17 protein-coding genes, 1 tRNA gene and 2 pseudogenes are annotated in these 19,226 nt (G+C 35.1%); 16 read left to right on the top strand and 4 right to left on the bottom strand.

What is annotated here, in order from left to right; all coding sequences use genetic code 11:
- Positions 1–6: 6 nt before the first annotated feature.
- Complete coding sequence (locus tag OPR17_RS03285) at positions 7–1,728, bottom strand: baseplate megatron protein TIM-barrel domain-containing protein (RefSeq protein ID WP_265022072.1); 1,722 nt, start codon at positions 1,726–1,728, stop codon at positions 7–9.
- A 605-nt stretch (positions 1,729–2,333) separates the two neighbouring features.
- Between OPR17_RS03285 and OPR17_RS03280 the strand changes: the two genes are divergently transcribed.
- Positions 2,334–3,044 carry a hypothetical protein gene (locus tag OPR17_RS03280; protein ID WP_265022071.1) on the top strand — a complete coding sequence of 237 codons (711 nt, stop codon included), beginning with the start codon at positions 2,334–2,336 and terminating at the stop codon, positions 3,042–3,044.
- On the opposite strand, the gene dcd is transcribed toward OPR17_RS03280, so the two are convergent.
- The gene (dcd, locus tag OPR17_RS03275; protein ID WP_006280485.1) at positions 3,045–3,602 is read right to left on the bottom strand and encodes a dCTP deaminase; all 558 of its coding nucleotides are present in this window, start codon (positions 3,600–3,602) and stop codon (positions 3,045–3,047) included.
- Between the two features lie 141 nt (positions 3,603–3,743).
- Between dcd and OPR17_RS03270 the strand changes: the two genes are divergently transcribed.
- Positions 3,744–4,760: a substrate-binding domain-containing protein gene (locus OPR17_RS03270; RefSeq protein ID WP_265022070.1), complete on the top strand. Its 1,017-nt coding sequence runs from the start codon at positions 3,744–3,746 to the stop codon at positions 4,758–4,760.
- Between the two features lie 394 nt (positions 4,761–5,154).
- Positions 5,155–6,018, top strand: a pseudogene (locus OPR17_RS03265) (IS982 family transposase); the annotation flags it as partial.
- Between the two features lie 326 nt (positions 6,019–6,344).
- Here the strand turns inward: OPR17_RS03265 and ccmC are convergent.
- The gene (ccmC, locus tag OPR17_RS03260) at positions 6,345–7,055 is read right to left on the bottom strand and encodes a heme ABC transporter permease CcmC (protein ID WP_265022069.1); all 711 of its coding nucleotides are present in this window, start codon (positions 7,053–7,055) and stop codon (positions 6,345–6,347) included.
- Positions 7,056–7,205: 150 nt separating this feature from the next.
- Between ccmC and OPR17_RS03255 the strand changes: the two genes are divergently transcribed.
- The 13 genes from OPR17_RS03255 (at position 7,206) to OPR17_RS03195 (ending at position 18,139) form a co-directional block, all read left to right on the top strand.
- On the top strand, positions 7,206–8,036 hold the full coding sequence (locus OPR17_RS03255; protein WP_265022068.1) for a pyruvate, water dikinase regulatory protein: 831 nt from the start codon (positions 7,206–7,208) through the stop codon (positions 8,034–8,036).
- Positions 8,037–8,085: 49 nt separating this feature from the next.
- Positions 8,086–8,214, top strand: a complete 129-nt coding sequence (gene ykgO, locus OPR17_RS03250; RefSeq protein ID WP_006279631.1) for a type B 50S ribosomal protein L36 — start codon at positions 8,086–8,088, stop codon at positions 8,212–8,214.
- 48 nt (positions 8,215–8,262) lie between these two features.
- The gene (locus OPR17_RS03245; protein WP_265022067.1) at positions 8,263–8,577 is read left to right on the top strand and encodes an FtsB family cell division protein; all 315 of its coding nucleotides are present in this window, start codon (positions 8,263–8,265) and stop codon (positions 8,575–8,577) included.
- An 89-nt stretch (positions 8,578–8,666) separates the two neighbouring features.
- Entirely contained in the window at positions 8,667–9,569 is a 903-nt protein-coding gene (locus tag OPR17_RS03240; protein WP_265021314.1) for a transposase, read from the top strand.
- 460 nt (positions 9,570–10,029) lie between these two features.
- On the top strand, positions 10,030–11,436 hold the full coding sequence (locus tag OPR17_RS03235; RefSeq protein ID WP_265022066.1) for a cytochrome ubiquinol oxidase subunit I: 1,407 nt from the start codon (positions 10,030–10,032) through the stop codon (positions 11,434–11,436).
- Positions 11,429–12,451, top strand: a complete 1,023-nt coding sequence (gene cydB, locus OPR17_RS03230; RefSeq protein WP_265022065.1) for a cytochrome d ubiquinol oxidase subunit II — start codon at positions 11,429–11,431, stop codon at positions 12,449–12,451. Before OPR17_RS03235 ends, cydB begins: the two co-directional genes overlap by 8 nt.
- A gap of 250 nt (positions 12,452–12,701) precedes the next feature.
- Positions 12,702–13,586, top strand: a complete 885-nt coding sequence (era, locus tag OPR17_RS03225) for a GTPase Era (RefSeq protein WP_265022064.1) — start codon at positions 12,702–12,704, stop codon at positions 13,584–13,586.
- The gene (locus OPR17_RS03220; protein ID WP_265022063.1) at positions 13,579–14,400 is read left to right on the top strand and encodes a 3'-5' exonuclease; all 822 of its coding nucleotides are present in this window, start codon (positions 13,579–13,581) and stop codon (positions 14,398–14,400) included. The genes era and OPR17_RS03220 overlap by 8 nt, the downstream gene beginning before the upstream one ends.
- A 207-nt stretch (positions 14,401–14,607) precedes the next feature.
- Positions 14,608–16,536, top strand: a complete 1,929-nt coding sequence (locus tag OPR17_RS03215) for a WD0745 family porin (protein ID WP_265022062.1) — start codon at positions 14,608–14,610, stop codon at positions 16,534–16,536.
- A gap of 112 nt (positions 16,537–16,648) precedes the next feature.
- Positions 16,649–16,873 carry a ParD-like family protein gene (locus OPR17_RS03210; protein ID WP_265022061.1) on the top strand — a complete coding sequence of 75 codons (225 nt, stop codon included), beginning with the start codon at positions 16,649–16,651 and terminating at the stop codon, positions 16,871–16,873.
- Between the two features lie 32 nt (positions 16,874–16,905).
- Positions 16,906–17,148 carry a type II toxin-antitoxin system RelE/ParE family toxin gene (locus tag OPR17_RS03205; protein ID WP_265022060.1) on the top strand — a complete coding sequence of 81 codons (243 nt, stop codon included), beginning with the start codon at positions 16,906–16,908 and terminating at the stop codon, positions 17,146–17,148.
- A 68-nt stretch (positions 17,149–17,216) separates the two neighbouring features.
- Positions 17,217–18,023: a DUF2163 domain-containing protein gene (locus tag OPR17_RS03200; RefSeq protein WP_265022059.1), complete on the top strand. Its 807-nt coding sequence runs from the start codon at positions 17,217–17,219 to the stop codon at positions 18,021–18,023.
- Positions 18,024–18,052: 29 nt separating this feature from the next.
- Positions 18,053–18,139: transfer RNA gene (locus tag OPR17_RS03195), tRNA-Ser, on the top strand.
- 106 nt (positions 18,140–18,245) lie between these two features.
- On the opposite strand, the pseudogene OPR17_RS07630 reads toward OPR17_RS03195, so the two are convergent.
- A pseudogene (locus OPR17_RS07630) lies at positions 18,246–19,172 on the bottom strand (IS5 family transposase).
- Positions 19,173–19,226 lie beyond the last annotated feature (54 nt).

Here is a 19,226-nt window from a genome sequence, read left to right as displayed (position 1 = left end):
CCATATTCAGTAAACCATATTTTTTTTCATTTTTGGTTGCCATTTTGTTTTACTACCGCCGGGGTTTATGTGAGTTTCACTCCACCATTTTTCTATGTTTTTCCACGCATACCTGCTGTCGTTATACTTTACTTTTTCAGGCTCACTTTTTGAGTAATCATAGAAATAATCATACCCCACTCCACTGCTCCAACCACCCATTACATCTTCCGCGGAATAACCAAAAGGAGGCTCTGGCCCATCAGTCAGTGGAAAATAAGCATCTATGACAACAACGTCGATGTACTGTGAAGACCAAAGCTCATCCATATTATACCAACCATCATATGAGTGGTATTCACTCCAATCAGCAGCGTAAGTTACCGTTACTTCTTTTCCAAGCTGAAGTTTTATTCGCTTTGCAAGCTTAACTAGCTCTATAACGGCAGGGTAATTACCTTGTTCATCTCTAATTTTGGTAAGCCGCACAAGTTCAGAACCGATGATAAACCCTTCCACTTTAGTTTGTCTGGCAATGCTTGCATAATGCTCTATAAATTTGTTGTACTGATTCTTAAAAAAATCACTTATATCTTCAGGAGTCCCGCTCAACCTTCCTCGCCACTCTTTATTTTCTGTGTCGAGCAAGGGCATTGGATAGAGCATCACCTTGTAGCCTCGGCTGTGTAGCTCTTCTATATATCTTATTAGCGCTGAATCACTAACTGTGCCACCATATCTTGGGTTTCCATTATCATCTTTTGAAATTAGCTGAGCATCATCTCTGGTACTACTTCCTACTTGCCAATCATCAGGTAATATTGCGGAATCATCTTGAAATTCAACTGCAGGGTATATTTTACAATCTTTAATGTTCAGATCATTCACAAACCAATTGACTACTACCGATACCCACTCAACATTTGGTAAATCTCCCTTTAATTGATCCAAAGAAAGCACTGCATCGCTCTTTTTAGTGTGGTTGTTATGATTTACCCTTTGTGTCAGCCCATATGGGATATATTGGTTGCTGCTTATTTTCTCTTGCGCGATTTTCTTCTGTATTTTTGTATCATACACAAATTCTCCTGAGCCTGGTATAATATTGATATTTCGAATATTTTCTGCTATTGAAAATCCACTGGGCTCTAATGCAGTTTGCACTTCAAATGTGAATACCGGAACGCGGTTATTATAGTCTGCTAAAGGAAAATTCTTGATGACTATGTAAGATATTCCCCTGTAAGCCGGCACATTTCTCTCTCCTTCAATTGATGACATAAATGGATCGGGATCTTGGTCTTCTGTACCGCGGTAAAAAGTATAATCTATTTCATCAAAGCTAAGTGATGTTGTATCTGCCCAGATTCTGTTTAATTTTTCTACTTTCCCCTTGCAGATCGCAATTGCAAGCGTTGCATAGTAATTATACTCAACATTCATACCTCTTCCAATTTTACTTTTTGTGGTTATCGCCTCTTCTTTGATTGGCTGCGACCAAATAATGTTCCCTGCAACTCGGGCAGTACCATAGATAATTGGGATCGTTCTGCCGTAGGTTGAGGTTTGAACCTGCAAATTCTTTAGTCTCGCTCCATGCGTTACTTTCTGTTCTGCATCCAAACCAAATATTGCACCATCGAGCTGTGCACCAAGAAGAGCACCTAGTTCTGAGCCGATAATCTTGCCAATTGGCCCAAAAATGCTGCCAACTTGACCTAAAATTGACGATAAAATTATTGTGGACATGATAATCCTCCTTTTTGTTTCTATAGCTAATGTAGGCTCTACGTCATGCCGCCGCGGATAGATCCCGCTAACAAGCAGCGGGATGACGAGCTTATCGTTATGCCGCCGCGAACCGTCATACCGCGATTCATTCGCGGTATCTCTTAGCATAGATTCCGCTAACTAGTAGCGGAATGACGAATTTGTCATTTTACAGCCACTTGGATGACAATTTGCTACTAAATAGTAGGAAATTCAATAATTTACAATAAATAATTGAAGTTTTTAATTAAGAAAAGCACATGATGTAGCTATAATCATTGTAAGCAACAATGAAAAAGTGCGGAAGTAGAAATTTGAGTTGACTTTACAATATTATATTAGCATAATTTAGTATTATAAAAATAGTAGTGAAAATGAAATTTGAAATGTCGGAAGAGAATAGTAAAAGAGTTTTGTCTGGTACAAAACGGATTGCTAATGTTGGTCAAAGCTATCTTGCATCACTGAATAATACAACTAGTTCTGGAAAAAATTAATCAACGCTTTTTTACTTGTTCCAATCATCGTGATTATCTAAAGTAATAAAGTTTATAGTTAAATCTCTAATCTGTATAGCTGCTGCTGTGGTTTTAATTCCGTGCATTATATTAAACCTAGTAATTTCACTGATACCATTTCTTATTTTTCGAGCTATCAATAAAGACATGTTTGGTCAAAAAAACATAGAAAACGATGAAGGTCAAACAGTAAATAAAGTTGAGATAAGTAATAATAAAGAATACAATGAGCGTGTTGAAAAAGAAGCTAGCATATTAAGAACTGACCAACATCAAAACAATGAAGAGCACGAGCAAAATGAACTAGGGAGTAATAGTCAAAGTAATTCAGAACAACACCATTCAGCATATAATCAAGCATTAGTAAGTAATGGTCAACTACATAATCAACCGACTGTAGAAGTAATATCTCGAGAAGTGGGTAATACGCGATTTGTAGACCAGACTGTTATAGCAAAGGATATAAATAATGATGGTATACGAGATGGTGAAGTGATGATGCGAACAGTTGGAAATGATCGTAACTTCACTGTTTGTAGTGTTGTTACTGGAGATGCTACTAACCAACAAGAAAGCTTCGCTACTGCTATGAAGTTATCATGTAACATTGTTGAGAATGGAATAGATATACAATTTGGCTGCAGTATGCGCACAGGAGATGACAAAGGGCAGGCAATTGAACGTCTTAGACAAAGTGAATCAGTACACACTTTGCTCTCCGGCAATGGTGGCATATTGTCTATAGAGCAGCCTGGTAGCTCACAACGAAAGCAGTAATTATTTCACCAGCGGCAAAGTGATACCATGCTGATTCATATATTTTCCTTTCATATCATCATATGATTTTTCACACTCACTTTCGCCGCTTAAAAATACGAATTGGCATGCGCCTTCATTGGCGTAAATTTTTGCAGGGAGTGGAGTAGTGTTTGAGAACTCGAGTGTAACATGACCTTCCCATCCAGGTTCTAAGGGAGTAACGTTTACTATAATTCCACACCTTGCGTAAGTTGATTTACCAACACAAATGACCAGTACATTTCTTGGTATACGAAAATATTCCACTGTGCTTGCAAGCACAAAGCTATTTGGTGGAATTATGCATACGTCTGTTTCTTTATCTATAAAACTATTCTCAGAGAAATTTTTAGGGTCCACGATGGCTGAATTAACGTTAGTAAAAATTTTAAATTTATTATCCACTCTTGCATCGTAACCGTAAGATGATAGTCCGAAAGATATGACACCTTTGCTACTTTTGTGATTCACAAAAGGCTCTATCATTCCAAAATTTTCAGCTTTTTCTCTTATCCATTTATCTGGCATAACTGCCATAATTGCCCCTTAAAGTTGTGTAATACTTACAATAATATAAAATAAAATTTAAATGTAAACTGTAGCTTTTGTCATGCAATTAAAGCTTTTCAGTTTGATTTTTTATTACAATAATTAGATTTATGTTCTTAACTAAAAATAATGCTTAGAAACTTTCTCCTGATTTTTGTATTCGTATTATTCACGCCGCTGTCAAATGCTGATGCCAGGAAATACATCAGAATTGTTGGATCTTCAACCGTTTTTCCTTTTATCTCATTTGTAGCCGAGGAGTTCAATCGTGTATTCTCTTTTAAGACTCCAGTTGTGGAATCGATAGGAAGTGGATCAGGGTTCAAAATGTTTTGCTCAGGAATAGGGGAAGACACGCCAGATATCACCACTTCATCTCGCCCTATGAAGGAAGTAGAAAGAGAACTATGTAAAAGGAATAAAATTAATGAAGTGATAGAGATCATCATTGGCTATGATGGAATTGTCATTGCAAATTCAAATCAAAGCCATAGATTTGATTTCACAAAGAAGGACTTATTTGAAACTTTATCTGCATATTCTCAAGAAAATGATAAATTAGTAAAAAATAATAAGAAGTTTTGGTCTGATGTAAATCAAGCCTTACCAAAAACAGAAATTGAAATTTATGGTCCACATCAAAATACAGGCACATACGAAACTTTGGTTAATTCTATTATGCTTGATCAATATTCATGCATGAACTCAAGAATTTTCAAAGAGAATTACAAAGATCAGAAAGAAAGAAAGAAAGCATGTGGTAATATAAGGGATGACGGAAGGTATATAGAAGTTGGAATTAATGAAAACATAATAATACAAAAATTGAAAAGTAACAAGAATGCCTTAGGAATATTTAGTTTTAGCTTTTTAATGAGGAATCAAGATAAAATACAAGGGAGCACAATTGCAGGAATTGAGCCAACTTACGAAAATATATCATCGGGAAAATATATATTAGCAAGACCTCTATACCTTTACATAAAGAAAGAACACCTGGATAATGTTGATGGATTAAGAGAATTCATAAAAGAAATTATAGATTCGATCGGCATTGAAGATGGGTACCTATCTAGGCTTGGTCTAATTCCACTTTCAAGTGAAGATGTAAAGAAAGCTTCAGCAAAAGTTTATGATATAACGTGACGGCAACGCTTTTTTTATATTCTCTGTTCTAGCGGTGCGCACAACTGTACGAACGTTATGATATAAAAGTAATTTTTACTAAGAGAGGTGTCATTCCAGCCTGGAATCCAGCTTTCCATCCAAGAGCCAGTGCCTCCTTCTCCTGTCATCCAAGTACCCTCTTCTTGTCATTCCAGTGCTTGACACTGGAATCCAGCCTTTTCATAATCATTAAAACGTTGTATTTTAACATAAAACGGCTACTTTTATGCTTACCAACTTAATAAAATTCCTGGATCCCAGTGTCAAGCACTGGGATGACACCCTCCTAACGCGAATTCTGGATTAAAGGAGAATAGAAAAGGCAGAAAACAGGGTAAACTCAGCAATTATAAAAAAATAGATGAGGTTACCCATGGAAGACATAACAAAACTGTTTTGTTTGGTCGATGATTTTTGCAGAGATATAGAGAAAAATTTTGCAGGCAAACTACTGCCAAATGGTAAAAAACCCACAAGAACAACGGAAATTGAGCACTCTGAAATCATGACAATAATCCTGCTATATCAACAATCTCCGTGTAAAAATTTCAAAACTTTCTATCTACATTACCTAACGTTGCTCTACAAATCAGAGTTTCCAAAGTTGCCTTCATATACCAGGTTTGTTGCTCTAAAGCCTAGGGTTTTGTGGCATTTAGCAATGTTGTTGCATTGGCTTTGTGGACAGTCAGAAAACACTGGAATTTCATATATAGACACAACTCCCATTGCAGTTTGTCATGCAAAAAGAATATCCAAAAACAAAGTTTTTGCTGGAATTGCAAAATTAAGCAAGAGTACTTACGGCTGGTTTTTTGGTTTCAAATTACATATGGTAATCAATGAAAATGGTGAAATTCATGCACTTACGCTAACAAAAGGCAATGTTGATGATAGGATACCTGTGCCAAATTTGACGGAAAAATTAACCGGCCTTTTGTTTGGTGACAAAGGTTATATTGCAAAAGAGCTTTTTCAGAAGCTGTTTGACCGAGGTTTGAAACTTGTTACCAAGGTGAAAAAAGGTATGAAAAATACATTAATTTCGCTAAATGAGAAGATTTTACTGAGAAAAAGGTCTATCATTGAGACTGTTTTTGGTTACCTAAAAAATAGACTAGAAATTGAACACACTCGCCATAGATCCCCTGTTGATTTCTTGGTTCATATCTTTTCTACTCTCATCTCCTATTCCATCAAATCCAAAAAGCCTTCTATTTCCTATACTTCCTTCCTTAATCCAGAATTCGCGTTTAAAGATATTAGTAGGCTCTTTAAATATTTTAGAGTTCATGGTTGCAACGGTTGCTATTTTACAGCGCACCTCATCGTAAAAACTACGTGCCGTTGCATCATATGTTTCAAGAACGTTGGTAAAATGTTCAAGTTGATCTCGATTCAATACCTGATCTATTCTAGTTAGTTGGTCATTGCTGCTTTTAAAATTAGTTAGATCGCATAACATAGCACGTTCTTCAGTTTCAGCAGGCAAGTATTTAAAGTGAACAAAGATATTTTGCCTAATTTTCTCTAGCATATTTACCTGTATACTTACAAAGCTACCTAATACCGCATACTGATTTCTCTCTTTATCTTATATAAATTAATTAAGTAAAGTGAATACAGTATCCACACTACTAAAAAAAATGTGGCACAAAACATAAACATTGCAACCAGTGGCAACAGCAGGGAACTTTCTATTGCTATTCCACCTTTTCTCAAAATGCTTGCTGGCTGATGGAGAGTGGACCATAAATTCACGGAAAATTTTACTATAGGAATATTTATAGCACTAAAGATGGCAAATACTGCTGCTGATTTTTCTGCCCTCGCTTCATTATCAAAAGCGCTCCACAATGAAAGGTAGCCAACATATAGGAAAAGTAAAATCAGCATTGAAGTAAGTCTTGCATCCCATACCCACCAAGTGCCCCAGGTTCCTTTTCCCCAGATGCTGCCTGTGATTAAACATATTGCCGAAAAGACTGTCCCTGCAGGAGCAGCAGCATGTGCCAAGACACTAGCAACGCTATTGTTCCATACCAATGAAATGAAACTGAGTGATGCAATTAATCCATATATTCCAAGAGCAAGCCATGCAGAAGGCACATGAATGTACATGATTCGTACAATTTCTCCTTGTTTATAATCTTCTGGAGAGAAGAATAACGCCAAAGACATTCCAATTAAAAAACATGCGAAACAAATAACCCCAAGCCAAGGTAGAGCTTTCTTAGAAAAATAAGAGAAATTTGTAGGCTTTAATAAAAACATTCGTTTTGAGAATAATTGTGTTAAGAATTTACCAATTAGTTTGAGTTTTATCAACAGGATAGTTTTTCTATATTTACGTAGGTCAACAAATTAGCATAATTTCAGTAGCAGATTGCTAGCCATTATTTTTAGTATAACACTATATAAAACATGACCATTAAAAAGCTTAATCTACACTTAGCATCAGATTCAAGTGGTGAAACTGTTATATCAGTTGCAAAATCAGCTCTGAAACACTTTCGTTCTATAGAAACGATCGAATATGTTTGGTCTTTTGTGAAAAAAGAGGAGCAGATTGACAAAATTCTGGAGGAAATTAATAGGAAAAGTGATGAGCATAATTTTGTTATATGCACTATTACTGATGATGAGCTAAGAAAATATTTAAAAGATAACTGTATAAAGTTGAAAATTCCCTATAGAGCAATATTATCACATATTATTAGAGAAATTTCGTCCTATCTTAAAATTGAAAAAGACGAAAAGCTTGACTTGCATACTGAGATAAATAACGAATATTTTCAGCGCATTGAGGCAATAAACTACACTATTAATCATGATGATGGACAAAATATTCAAGATATTGATAAAGCAGATATAATTTTGGTTGGAGTTTCACGTACATCAAAGTCTCCCACCAGTACGTATTTAGCTTACCGAGGCTATAAAGTTGCAAATATTCCTTTTGTTAGTGGAGTACCCTTTTATATTGACTTGGCAAAATTAAAAAATAAACTAACGATAGGGGTAACAATAGACGTAAGTAGGCTAATAGAAATACGCAAAAATAGACTTACTTCAATTAACAACGAAGATAATAATATATATGCTAACCCTGAGAAAGTAGAAAAGGAAATTAAAGAAGCAGAGGAGCTCTTTAAACAGAATAACTGGCCAATTATCGATGTCACGCAAAAGTCGATCGAAGAAGTATCAGGAACAATTATACAATATTTTAATAAAATGTTATCAATTGACTAACTCTTGATAAGTGATTATAATGTAAAGTAATTTAATTCTTACTATAGATATGAAAGTCAAAGGGTCGCTAAAATCTCATCGTAACAGAGATAAAAATTGTAAAGTTGTGAAAAGGGGTGGTAAGATTTACATTATAAATAAGGTAAAGCCAAGGTGTAAAGCGCGTCAAGGTTCTTAGCTTTTTGTTCACCTTTTCATGTTATATATTTTTATATGTGAAAGTACGGTGCTTATATCTAAAAAGAAGCAAAAGTTACTGTGTTTAAGCGCAGCCTTACTCATTTCTTCCTTTACATTATATTTCAGCATTAGCACAATTACAGGTAAACGTGGTTTATTGACGTTAATCGATTTAAAAAAAGAAATCGAGTACAATAAACTTTTGCTAAAGGATGTCTCTTCTGAAAAGGAAAAGTTGGACAACAAAGTATTTGGCTTATATGAAAAAAGCTTAGATTTAGATCTGCTTGATGAGCAAGCAAAAAATGCTTTAGGTTATGTGAACCCTAATGAACTTATGGTTGTTCTTGACGTGGAATAGCAGTAGAGATCTCCCTACGTCATACCGCCGCGGCGCATAAGTGTTGAAAGTAACACAAAAAAGACATAAAGAACTATTATTGCAAGAAAATGGAGGCAATAATGGATCAAATAGAAAGAGTACTAAATTTAATAAAAGATGAGGATTTAGAAAGGCTAGGAAAATTAAGTGAAGTAGATAAATGTAATACTAAATTGTTGGGCAAGATTATATTTAAAGGTCTAATGAAGTTAATATTAATGGGGCAAAAAACAAGCCTAAGAGCGCTAGAAATGGTAATAGACAGGTGTATAATGGATAAGAATAGCGATAAAAGTACAGTAACATACAGTGATTTGTCAAAAAGGTTAAAAGTTATAAATCCAGAATATTTTAAGGGAGTATATATTGATTTGATGAGCAAGATTAAAAAGCTATTACCCCAAAAAACATCAAATAACTTACATAAGTTTGATTCGACGATCATAAATTTATCGGGATATCTCATAAAAGATGGGCTAAAAATAGGCGGTAAAAGTAACGACAGTCAAGTTAAAGTGAGTGTAGGATTAAAGGATCAATTGCCGACAAGTATAAGATTTTGTAAAGGACAAGAAGAAAGTAGTGAAGATATGGCATTAGTGAGAGCAATTAATGAAGCTAAAGTTGAAAAAGAGGATATTTTATTATTTGATAGAGGAATCAGAAAAGTTGGAACTTTTGCCGAATTTGATGAAAAGGAGTACAAATTTATCACAAGAGTTAAAGTAGGAAGAAAACATGATGTTATAAGCAGGAACAAAGTTATAAGAGAACAAAAATCGGATGGATCAGAGATTTTAGAAGATATAATAGTTAATCTTTATCGTGCACGAGGTAAAGTGGCAGAAAAGCATGATCTACGGCTAATAAAAATCAGAAATAAAATTGGAGATGAAATATGGTTTTTGACAAACTTGTTTGAAATGCCAGCTTATGAAGTAACAGAGCTATATAGGCGCAGATGGATATAGAAGTGTTCTTTAAATTTATAAAGCAAAATCTTGGATATAAGCACTTTTTAAGCCATACTATGAATGGCATGAAGGTGTATATTTACATGATTATTATTACGGCTTTGTTATTTCTTGTTTATAAAATCAAAAATAATCTACATGGGTTCAAAATAGCATTACTGCAATTCACAGAGGTAATTTACATGCCGTTGATCATCTCATATCACGTTATTTTTGATACTTTCAACACTTATGGGGCGCTGGCCTGACAATCGTCATTCCGCTACGTGTTAGCGGAATCTAGAGATACCGTGACGGTATGACAAGTGAACAGTTGTATTCCTGCACAATTTATTCTCATGACAAAAACGTCTTAACTTTCTCTCTACTTTTTCTGGGTAAGGTCAATTTTGTGAAAAAATGGATTGAATTATAGGCAGATTTGGCTATTATTTGTAATACACGGGTATTAGGTAAAATGTTTAAATTTGATCCTTTATTATTAGCTCGAATTCAGTTTGCCTTCACAATAGGCTTTCACATTATATTTCCTGCTTTCACGATCGGGCTTGCAAGTTTTCTAGCCTTTTTGGAATGGTGTTGGCTTAAGACTGGTGATACACGTTTCCGTGATGTTTATAAATTCTGGATCAAGATTTTTGCTGTTGCTTTTGGCATGGGAGTGGTATCTGGAGTTGTAATGTCATATCAACTTGGTACCAATTGGTCAATTTTTTCTGACCGCATAGCCAATGTTCTCGGCCCTCTATTTTCCTTTGAGGTTTTAACAGCCTTTTTTCTGGAGGCATCTTTTTTGAGTATTATGCTATTTGGATGGAATAGAGTAAGTTCTCGTATGCACTTTGCTTCTACTTGTATTGTTGCAGTGGGAACGCTTATTTCAGCTTTTTGGATTATTGCAGCCAACAGTTGGATGCAAACACCCGCTGGATTCACGATTGGTGAGAATGGTCTACTATATCCAACCAATTGGTTAGAGATTATTTTTAATCCTTCTTTCCCTTATCGCTTTATTCATATGGTAACAGCAGCCTATCTTACAACAGCTTTTGTGGTTGGTGGTGTAGGAGCATTTTATCTTTGGAGAAAACGACATGCTCCTCAAGCAAGAATTATGCTTGGTATGGCAACCATTATGGTAGCTTTAGCTGCACCATTTCAGCTGTTCATGGGGGATAGGCATGGATTAAATACACTAAAGCATCAACCTGCTAAGATTGCTGCAATGGAAGGTATATGGGAAACCGAAAAAGGGGCTGGCTTACTTTTATTTGCTTATCCGGATCAGCAAAATGAAATTAATCACTACGAGATAAAAATTCCTAATCTTGCCAGCTTGATCTTAACACATGATTTTTTAGGAGAAGTAAAAGGATTAAAGGAATGGAAAAAAGAAGATAGACCACCTGTAGTATGGGTATTCTGGTCCTTCCGTATAATGGTTGGAGTTGGAATTTTAATGATCATAATTGGGTTAGTAAGTGTTATACAGTATCTTCGTGGCAAATTATTCCAAAGTTGTTTCTTACATGGATGGTGGATATCAATGATGCCGTCTGGGTTCATAGCGTTACTTGCAGGTTGGTTCACTACTGAAATTGGTCGTCAACCTTACACTCTATATGGAATTATGCGCACAATTGAATCATTTTCACCTGCGATTACCGGTCCTCAGGTTGCATGGTCTTTGATTGCATTTATCGTTATGTATACCCTTATATTTGGAGCAGGCAGTTACTATATCCTGAAACTTATATACAAAGGAATTCCTGTCATTAAAGAAGAAGAGCAATTTTATAAACACGGCATTGGAGCTTCAGTGATTGATGCTGGTACATCTGGAAAGGGCAACAATCATGTTTGATTTTTCTTCCTTAATTAATTTACCCCTAATCTGGGGACTACTAATTGCCATAGCTGTTTTACTGTATATTTTAATGGATGGGTTTGATTTAGGTATTGGTATTTTACTTCCTTTTGCACCGTCAGATAAATGCCGTGATCACATGATAAGTTCAATTGCACCATTTTGGGATGGAAACGAAACATGGTTGGTACTAGGTGGTGGAGGGTTGTTTGCTGCTTTTCCTCTTGCATATTCAATATTAATGCCTGCTTTTTATACTCCAATCATTATTATGCTGCTTGGCCTTATAGTGCGCGGAGTATCCTTTGAGTTTCGTTTTAAGGCAGAAGGAAAATACAGGCGATTATGGGATTATGCCTTTCATTTTGGGTCACTTGGTGCTGCATTTTGCCAAGGCATGATTTTAGGTGCATTTATACATGGTGTAGAAGTAAACGGACGCAACTTTTCTGGTGGCCAATTTGATTGGGCAAGTGCTTTTAGTGTAATGACAGGCATTGCTGTGATATTTGGATATGCACTTTTAGGTTCTACATGGCTCATAATGAAGACAGAAAATATAACACAAGAATGGGCACGCAAGGTTGCTTCTTATACGCTTGGTTTTGTAGGTATTTTCATGGGACTAGTGAGTGTAGTGACACCATTTTTAAATGAACGTATTAAAAACTTTTGGTTTAGCATGCCAAATTTTTATTATTTATTTTCTATTCCATTACTCACATCTTGGCTATTTTTCATGCTGTGGTTTGATCTTCAGAATACTAAACAGGAGTACCGTCCATTCTTTCTCAGTATTGCTATTTTTTTTATGGGATATTTAGGTTTAGGAATTAGTATCTACCCATGGATTATACCTTTTCAATATACCATTCTGGATGCAGCTGCTTCTGGGCCAAGTTTATCTTTAATGCTCATTGTTATAATACCGCTTTTACCAATCATTTTAACTTACACTGGTTATTGCTATTATGTCTTTCGTGGAAAATCAAATTATGAACACACATATTAAGGAGTTAGTGACCTTATGGTTAAAACGTTACCCTTAAATCAAGCAGTCGTTCAGGCAATGGCGTCAACTTAAGAGCCTTCATTAGCAAACCCTCCTATGGATTTTCTGAAAAGTTTTTGAGTATATTGTATTTTTAATTTGTAGAATAAGTTTTTTTCCTTTTTGCATGCCAACCAAAAAGGGTTCTGTCATCCTTCTTGTCATATAAGTAGCTTGACGCGGGCATTCAGTTTTCTTTATAATTTTCTTTGTGAAAGAACAAAAATGCTTATTTGTAACCATAGCTGGCTTACCAAATGCTGGGAAGTCTACATTAATTAACAGCATCATAGGCAAGAAAATTGCAATTGTCACCCCTAAAGTGCAAACAACAAGGACGCAAATAAGGGGTGTTGCAACATGTAACAACACACAAATTGTCTTTACTGACTCCCCAGGAATTTTCTCAGCAGAAACAAAACTTGAAAAAGCTTTAGTCAAATCTGCATGGTCGGCAGTTAAGGATAGTGACATCACTTTGTTGCTTGTTGATGTAAGCAATTATTTGAAAAATATAGAAAGAATTAAGACTATATTTATGTGGCTGCAGCGCACAAAAGGCAGATGCATTTTGGTTATCAATAAAACTGATTTGGTAAAAAGGCCTGAATTAAAGATGGCACATGAGCATCTGAATTTGCTTTATAAATTTGAAAAGGTTTTTATGATATCAGCATTAAAGAATGATGGACTTTCTGATTTGATGAATTACTTGTCTGAAGTTGCACCGGTGAGCCCTTGGTTTTATGAAGAAGATCAAATAACCGATTCCTCGACAAATTTTTTATCAGCAGAAATTACGAGAGAAAAATTATTCTTGAACTTGCGTGAAGAATTGCCATACTCTACAGCTGTTATAACTGAACAATTTGAGGAAAAAAAAGATAAGAGTTTAGTCATCAAACAGATCATATTCGTGTTGAAAGATAGTCATAAAAAAATAGTGCTAGGGAAAGATGGCAGTAATATTAAAAAAATTAATATCGAAGCGCGTGCTGAACTAGAAAAATTATTTGAGTGCAAGGTTCACCTCTTTTTATTTGTGAAAGTGCGACCTTGGATCGACCGTCCGGAGGAGTATATAGGCAATGCTTAATTCTTTATTGGTATTTGATATTGAAACTATACCAGATGTAAATTCCTGCAAAAATTTACTCAATATTAGTGATGATAATAGTGTAGAAGAGAAGAGGGATGCATTAACAAAATATCATCTTGAAATAACAAACGGGCAAAACTCTTTTCTGCGTCAGCCTTTTCACCTTGTTGTAGTTATTAGTTTTTTACTTTGCAATATAAGCTACCAGAGTGGTTATGAGGTGTTCACACTGCAAGAAATAAGATCTGGAGGCACACTAAATTCCAGTGAAAAGGAGCTAGTGAAAGGATTTTTTAACTACATATCAGAGAAAAAGCCAAGATTAGTTTCGTTCAACGGACGCACTTTTGATATACCAGTGCTGAAGTATCGTGCTATGGTCCATGGCATTCAAGCGGAATATTTTCATAAAGCTGGCGATAAGTGGAATAGTTACAATCAGAGATATAGCAGTGATTGGCATTGTGACTTGCTTGAATCCCTCTCTGATTTTGGAGCTTCTGCGAGAGTAAAAATGAACGAAGTTTGTGCAGCATTTAATCTTCCTGGTAAGATTGGAGTTGATGGGTCACAAGTTATGGACTTATACGATAGCGGCAAGATACAAGAGATTCGAGATTATTGTGAAACAGATGTAATTAACACTTATTTGATTTACTTAAGGTTCATGCATCATCAGGGAAGGATTACTACTGAAAGCTACAACAAAAGTGCGGAAGAGCTGCTTTTAGAGTGCGAAAAAAAAGAATACCTAAAGAAATTTAAAGAAGAATGGGAAAGAACTTGTGGTGGAAAAATTTTACTTCCATAGAATAAATAGTCGAGTTATAATGCACTAACAAGCGAACCTCTGTACTAAATTTTGGTTAATATACACGTTGAGCATATTAAGAAAGTTGCTTTTAAGGTATTGCATTTTACTTTTATTTTCGTTATAAGGTTGCTTTAAGTTGAATTTTCAACATTTTTATACTATTTACATTTAAGATATGATTTCGAAATTTTTTGGGGGCACTTCATGAAAAAGTCTATATATACTAGAACTGCTCTGGTTTCTTTATTAACTTTATGTTCTTTCAGCAGTTTTGCAGCTGACTTTCCTGATGAGAGTATGAAGGAAATAAAAAAGCAAGAGAGCACAAAAACTTCTGGAAAAACAGAAGTTATGAAAACATCAAATAAAAAACTGAAAGAAAAGATGGACAGAATATGTAATGCTGATCCAAGAAAAAAAGCTGAAGAGCTTAAGAAAAAAGAGGAGCTAAGATTAGCAGCCGAGCAGAAGAAAAAAGAGGAGATCAGGCTAGCAAATGAGAAAAAAGCAAAGCTTATAGAGGATTCAAAAGCAAAAGCTCTAAATGCTAAGAATTCTAATATAGAAAAAGGTAAAGTTTCAAAAACTAAGAATGCTAAAATTAAAGCTAAAGATGTAAAGAAGGATGTAAAAGTTATTAACAAAAATACAGAGGAAAAAGTTAAGGCAAATCCTGTTGTTTCAGTTGGTGGGGTTGATATTATCGACACTAACCAAGGAAAAGATGGCTTAAGAATAACTTTCGGTGGTGTTGTTGATGCTCAAAGCCATGGCAAACCTGGAATAATTGGTGATAAGCGTTATAACATTATGCCGGGCAAATCTACAGATTATTTCAACAATGCTCAAAATAACATAAAAGGAGCAAATCCAATATTCCCTGGGGGAATAGGAAATATTGGTGATTATAGCGAAAGCATGGGTATGATTTCGGATGCAATATTGCACCTAAGAGCTGAAAACAAAAATGAAGATTTAGGACTTCTTTATGGTGCTGATGTGCAGTTTCATGTCCCAGTTACTGAAGGTAAGGGAGCATCACAAGGTGTGAATGCTGCAAGGGGCAGAAGTGCACATGTGTTTTTGAGTTCAAAATATGGTGACGTGAAGCTTGGTTACCAATTTGGTCCTGAGGCTCTGATGAGACTTGATGCAACAAGAATTGCAACTGTCGACGGGGCTGCAGATAATGACTGGTTCAGAAAAGTGAATTTAGAAGGAAGTGCTGCAAATTTTCCATTTTACGTAACACCACGTCTTTACACTGAAAGCTTCTCAAGCGAGAGTGAAAAACTTTCCTTCCGTATGGCAGGGAAATACAACAAAGATGTTATGACTACACTGCCGTTTAGAGCTGCTTACTACTCACCAAATTATATGGGTGCAAGATTTGGTATTAGCTACTCACCTCGCTATGATAGTAGTTTATTTTTTGTGAAGGAGGGTAATGATATAAGACATATCGGTCCAGATTATGAGCACATAGTAAGTGCTGGTACATCATATGAATATGACTTTAGTAAACATAATATAAAAGTTAAAACCTCTGTGGTTGGTGAGTATGGTCAGGCAAAAGAATCAAATAAAGATAAGCATCTTTATAAAGAATTTACGGAGTATAATGACCTAATGGGTGTGAATTTGGGTATAAGTGCTGACTATAAGATTAATGAAGACCAAGGTGTAAAATTTGCTGCTTCTTTTGCATATTTGGGCAAATCTGGTCAACCAAAGGATATTAAAATCAAAGATACTAATGATCACTATATACAAATTCCTAAAAAGAATCCTCAAGGTCAGGACAATGAAGAGTATAAAAGAATTACAGGCTTAGCTCAATTCGATAACAATACCATGTATTGGACTGCAGGGGCTGGTTATCAATATAAGAATATCTACACAAGCTTGACATACTTTGGCAGTAAAATGAATGATGGAGATATGCTTCACGATGGTGCACTTGGCGTTCAATATGATCTTTCTCCTGCATGCAGTAAGAGCAAATTTGTTCCTTATGCAGCTCTCCATTATTTTATGACTGACGAAAAAGGTGCGCTGAAAGATAAAGATGGTGCTGATATACCTTCTAACCAAGGAGTTCTTCTGCTCACTGGTGTGAAGTTTTCTTTCTAACCAGCCAGTACACACCACAGCTTGAATGTGGTGTGTATTTCCAGATGAAAATTTTATATTGAAAAAATTTCCAATATATGGTATAATAGCTTAAAGTAGAAGTAACAATATCATGGATATAACAGTAAATCTTGATGGAGAATTTGAGGAAATAGTACAGTCCCATTCCATGTTACAAAATCGTTCTGTACCGCAGCAAATTGAGCATTGGGCTAAAATTGGTCAAGTTGTTGAAAACAACCCTGAGCTAAGTTATAATGTCATTAAAGAAATCCTTTCAGGAATTGAAGATGCTAAATTAGGTGATGTTGAGGAGTATAAATCTACAAAATTTTGAAGGTTCTTCTCACCAACACTTTTAAGCGGTCAATGAAAAAGCTGCATAACAATCAACTACCTAAACTTGAAGAAGCTATCAAGCAAATTCAAGATAATTCATGTATCGGAGAACTAAAGTCAGGTGACCTTGCAGGTGTTCGTGTATACAAATTCTCTATTTTTAATCAACTTACTTTGTTAGCTTATTTTTATAATGAACAAAATAATGAATTAACACTTCTTGCTCTTGCTCCACATGAGAATTTTTATAGGGATTTGAAGAAACGAATATAGATGAGATTTATTAGCGATCATTGTAGCTACTACTTATTTTTCTCTACCATTATTTATAGGAGGCCCCTATGCAAACCACACTAAAAAATCATTTAGCTGGAGAATTACTTACCACCGCTACGTGCTGGAAATTAAAGCTCGCAGGTGGAGAAGTAATGGGATTCACTGACTATGATGAAGATTTAAATATTGATAATATACTCTATAAATCTTCAAGTGGATTTACAGCCAGTAGTATAATATTAAACAGCGATTTAAAAACTGATAATCTAGAAATTGAAGGGATATTAAATAGTGTTGATATTAAAGAAGAAGATGTTTTATCAGGAAAGTACGACTTTGCAAATATTGAGATATTTCTTGTGAATTATAAAGACTTGACCCAGGGGACAATGAATCTACATTCAGGAACTTTTGGTAAAGTGACATTAAGTAGTGGAAGATTTATTGTTGAAATTAGAGGGCTTGCGACAAAGCTTGAGAGAAGCATAGCAGAATTATACTCTCCTGCATGCAGAGCACAATTTTGCGATGATAAATGTAAAGCCGATACTAAAAAATTTAGTAAAATAAGTACAATCACTAAAGTAATAGACGAAAGAAGATTTGAAGACACGAATTTAACTGAGAGTGATGAATATTATAAGCACGGAGTAGTGAAATTCTTTGGCTCAACAGCGTTTGAAGGTGTAGTAAAAGAATATAAAAATAAAGTAGTTACGTTGTTTACTTCGCCTTCATACAAAATTTTTGCTGGAGATAAATATTCAATACTTGCAGGTTGCGATAAAACATTTCCAACTTGCAGAAGCAAGTTTAACAATACTGTGAATTTTCGTGGTGAACCCTATATACCAGGTTTTTATATTGTTTAGCAGCACAATTTTCAATATCATGAATACATGGAAAGGTGGCTGAGTGGTCTAAAGCACACGCTTGGAAAGCGTGCACATATGAAAATATGTCGGGGGTTCAAATCCCCCCTTTTCCGTATGTTACTTCTAGAATAGTATAAAACCCTCGGTCGCGCACACAACTGTACGAACATTGTAATATGGTACAATGTTACAACTATGCGGTGGTAATTTACGATAAATTCATGTAGCCATTTCAAATTTAGCCATACCAATGTCAGTAAATTGATTAAGCAAATAACACTTGAGTAGCAGTTCCTTCCCACGATTAATTTCAGATTTATTCCGAAAATTAAACCCGAATGTTTGTTTCAGTCGCGAGAAAAAACTTTCTACATAAGATCTTTTTCCGTAGTTTGTTTGCCTTTTCCACCTCTTCATTCCATCTTCGCTGTATGACTTTATTAGTCTAATTGCAGCATTTCTCTCTGCCATACTTTGGATGCTCTGCTGCATTGTTTTTTTGGAGGAATTTTTGTCTTTATGCCGCATTCATCACACAATTTATAGAGTTTATGTCTGTCATATGCTCTGTCTGCATATAGTGCTTTTATGGCATGCTGAAAATTAACTCCTTTAAGCAAATCGCAAGCTCCATAGTGATCAGACCGTTACTGTATTTTGCAGCTATGGCTTTTTTGCTGTTTATATTCAACATTACATGCAATTTTCTTGTCTGTTCATAGCCGCGATATTTTCTGTCAGCGCTATTTTCCTTGCTGTGTGTTGTTATAAATGCTGATGCTTGTGCTATCTATGGCAATTTCGATATCTTCCATATTATTTTTATCAATTCTGCAATCATTGATCTTAATATTAAGTTTTTTTTGAAGCTTGCGAATAGCTGATAACTGCCAAATCTCTTCCTATTTGTTGCAAATATCCTTTTATAAATCCGACTGTTTGTCTTAAGCCAATTCTAAAAAGATTAACGATTATATGCACTAAAATCACAACTTTATCACTATAAATATAGTTGCCGCCCTGCATTTTTGGACTATTTTCATACCAATTTTCGATAGCTTTATCGATGTAACGAAAAATATTTCCTCTTTTTTCTAGAAATTTGTTATATTCATGGCAGTTACTGACTCTCATTTTTTGTGGCATATTTTTCCTTAAGCGGTTAAATGGCTATTTTATAATGAATTTTGTCAGTAGCCA

It is taken from the genome of Wolbachia endosymbiont (group A) of Icerya purchasi, assembly GCF_947251635.1.
In the GTDB taxonomy this organism is placed as follows: domain Bacteria; phylum Pseudomonadota; class Alphaproteobacteria; order Rickettsiales; family Anaplasmataceae; genus Wolbachia; species Wolbachia pipientis.
Note: the sequence above shows the minus strand (reverse complement) of the source record. Positions and strands in the feature narration are given on the sequence as shown.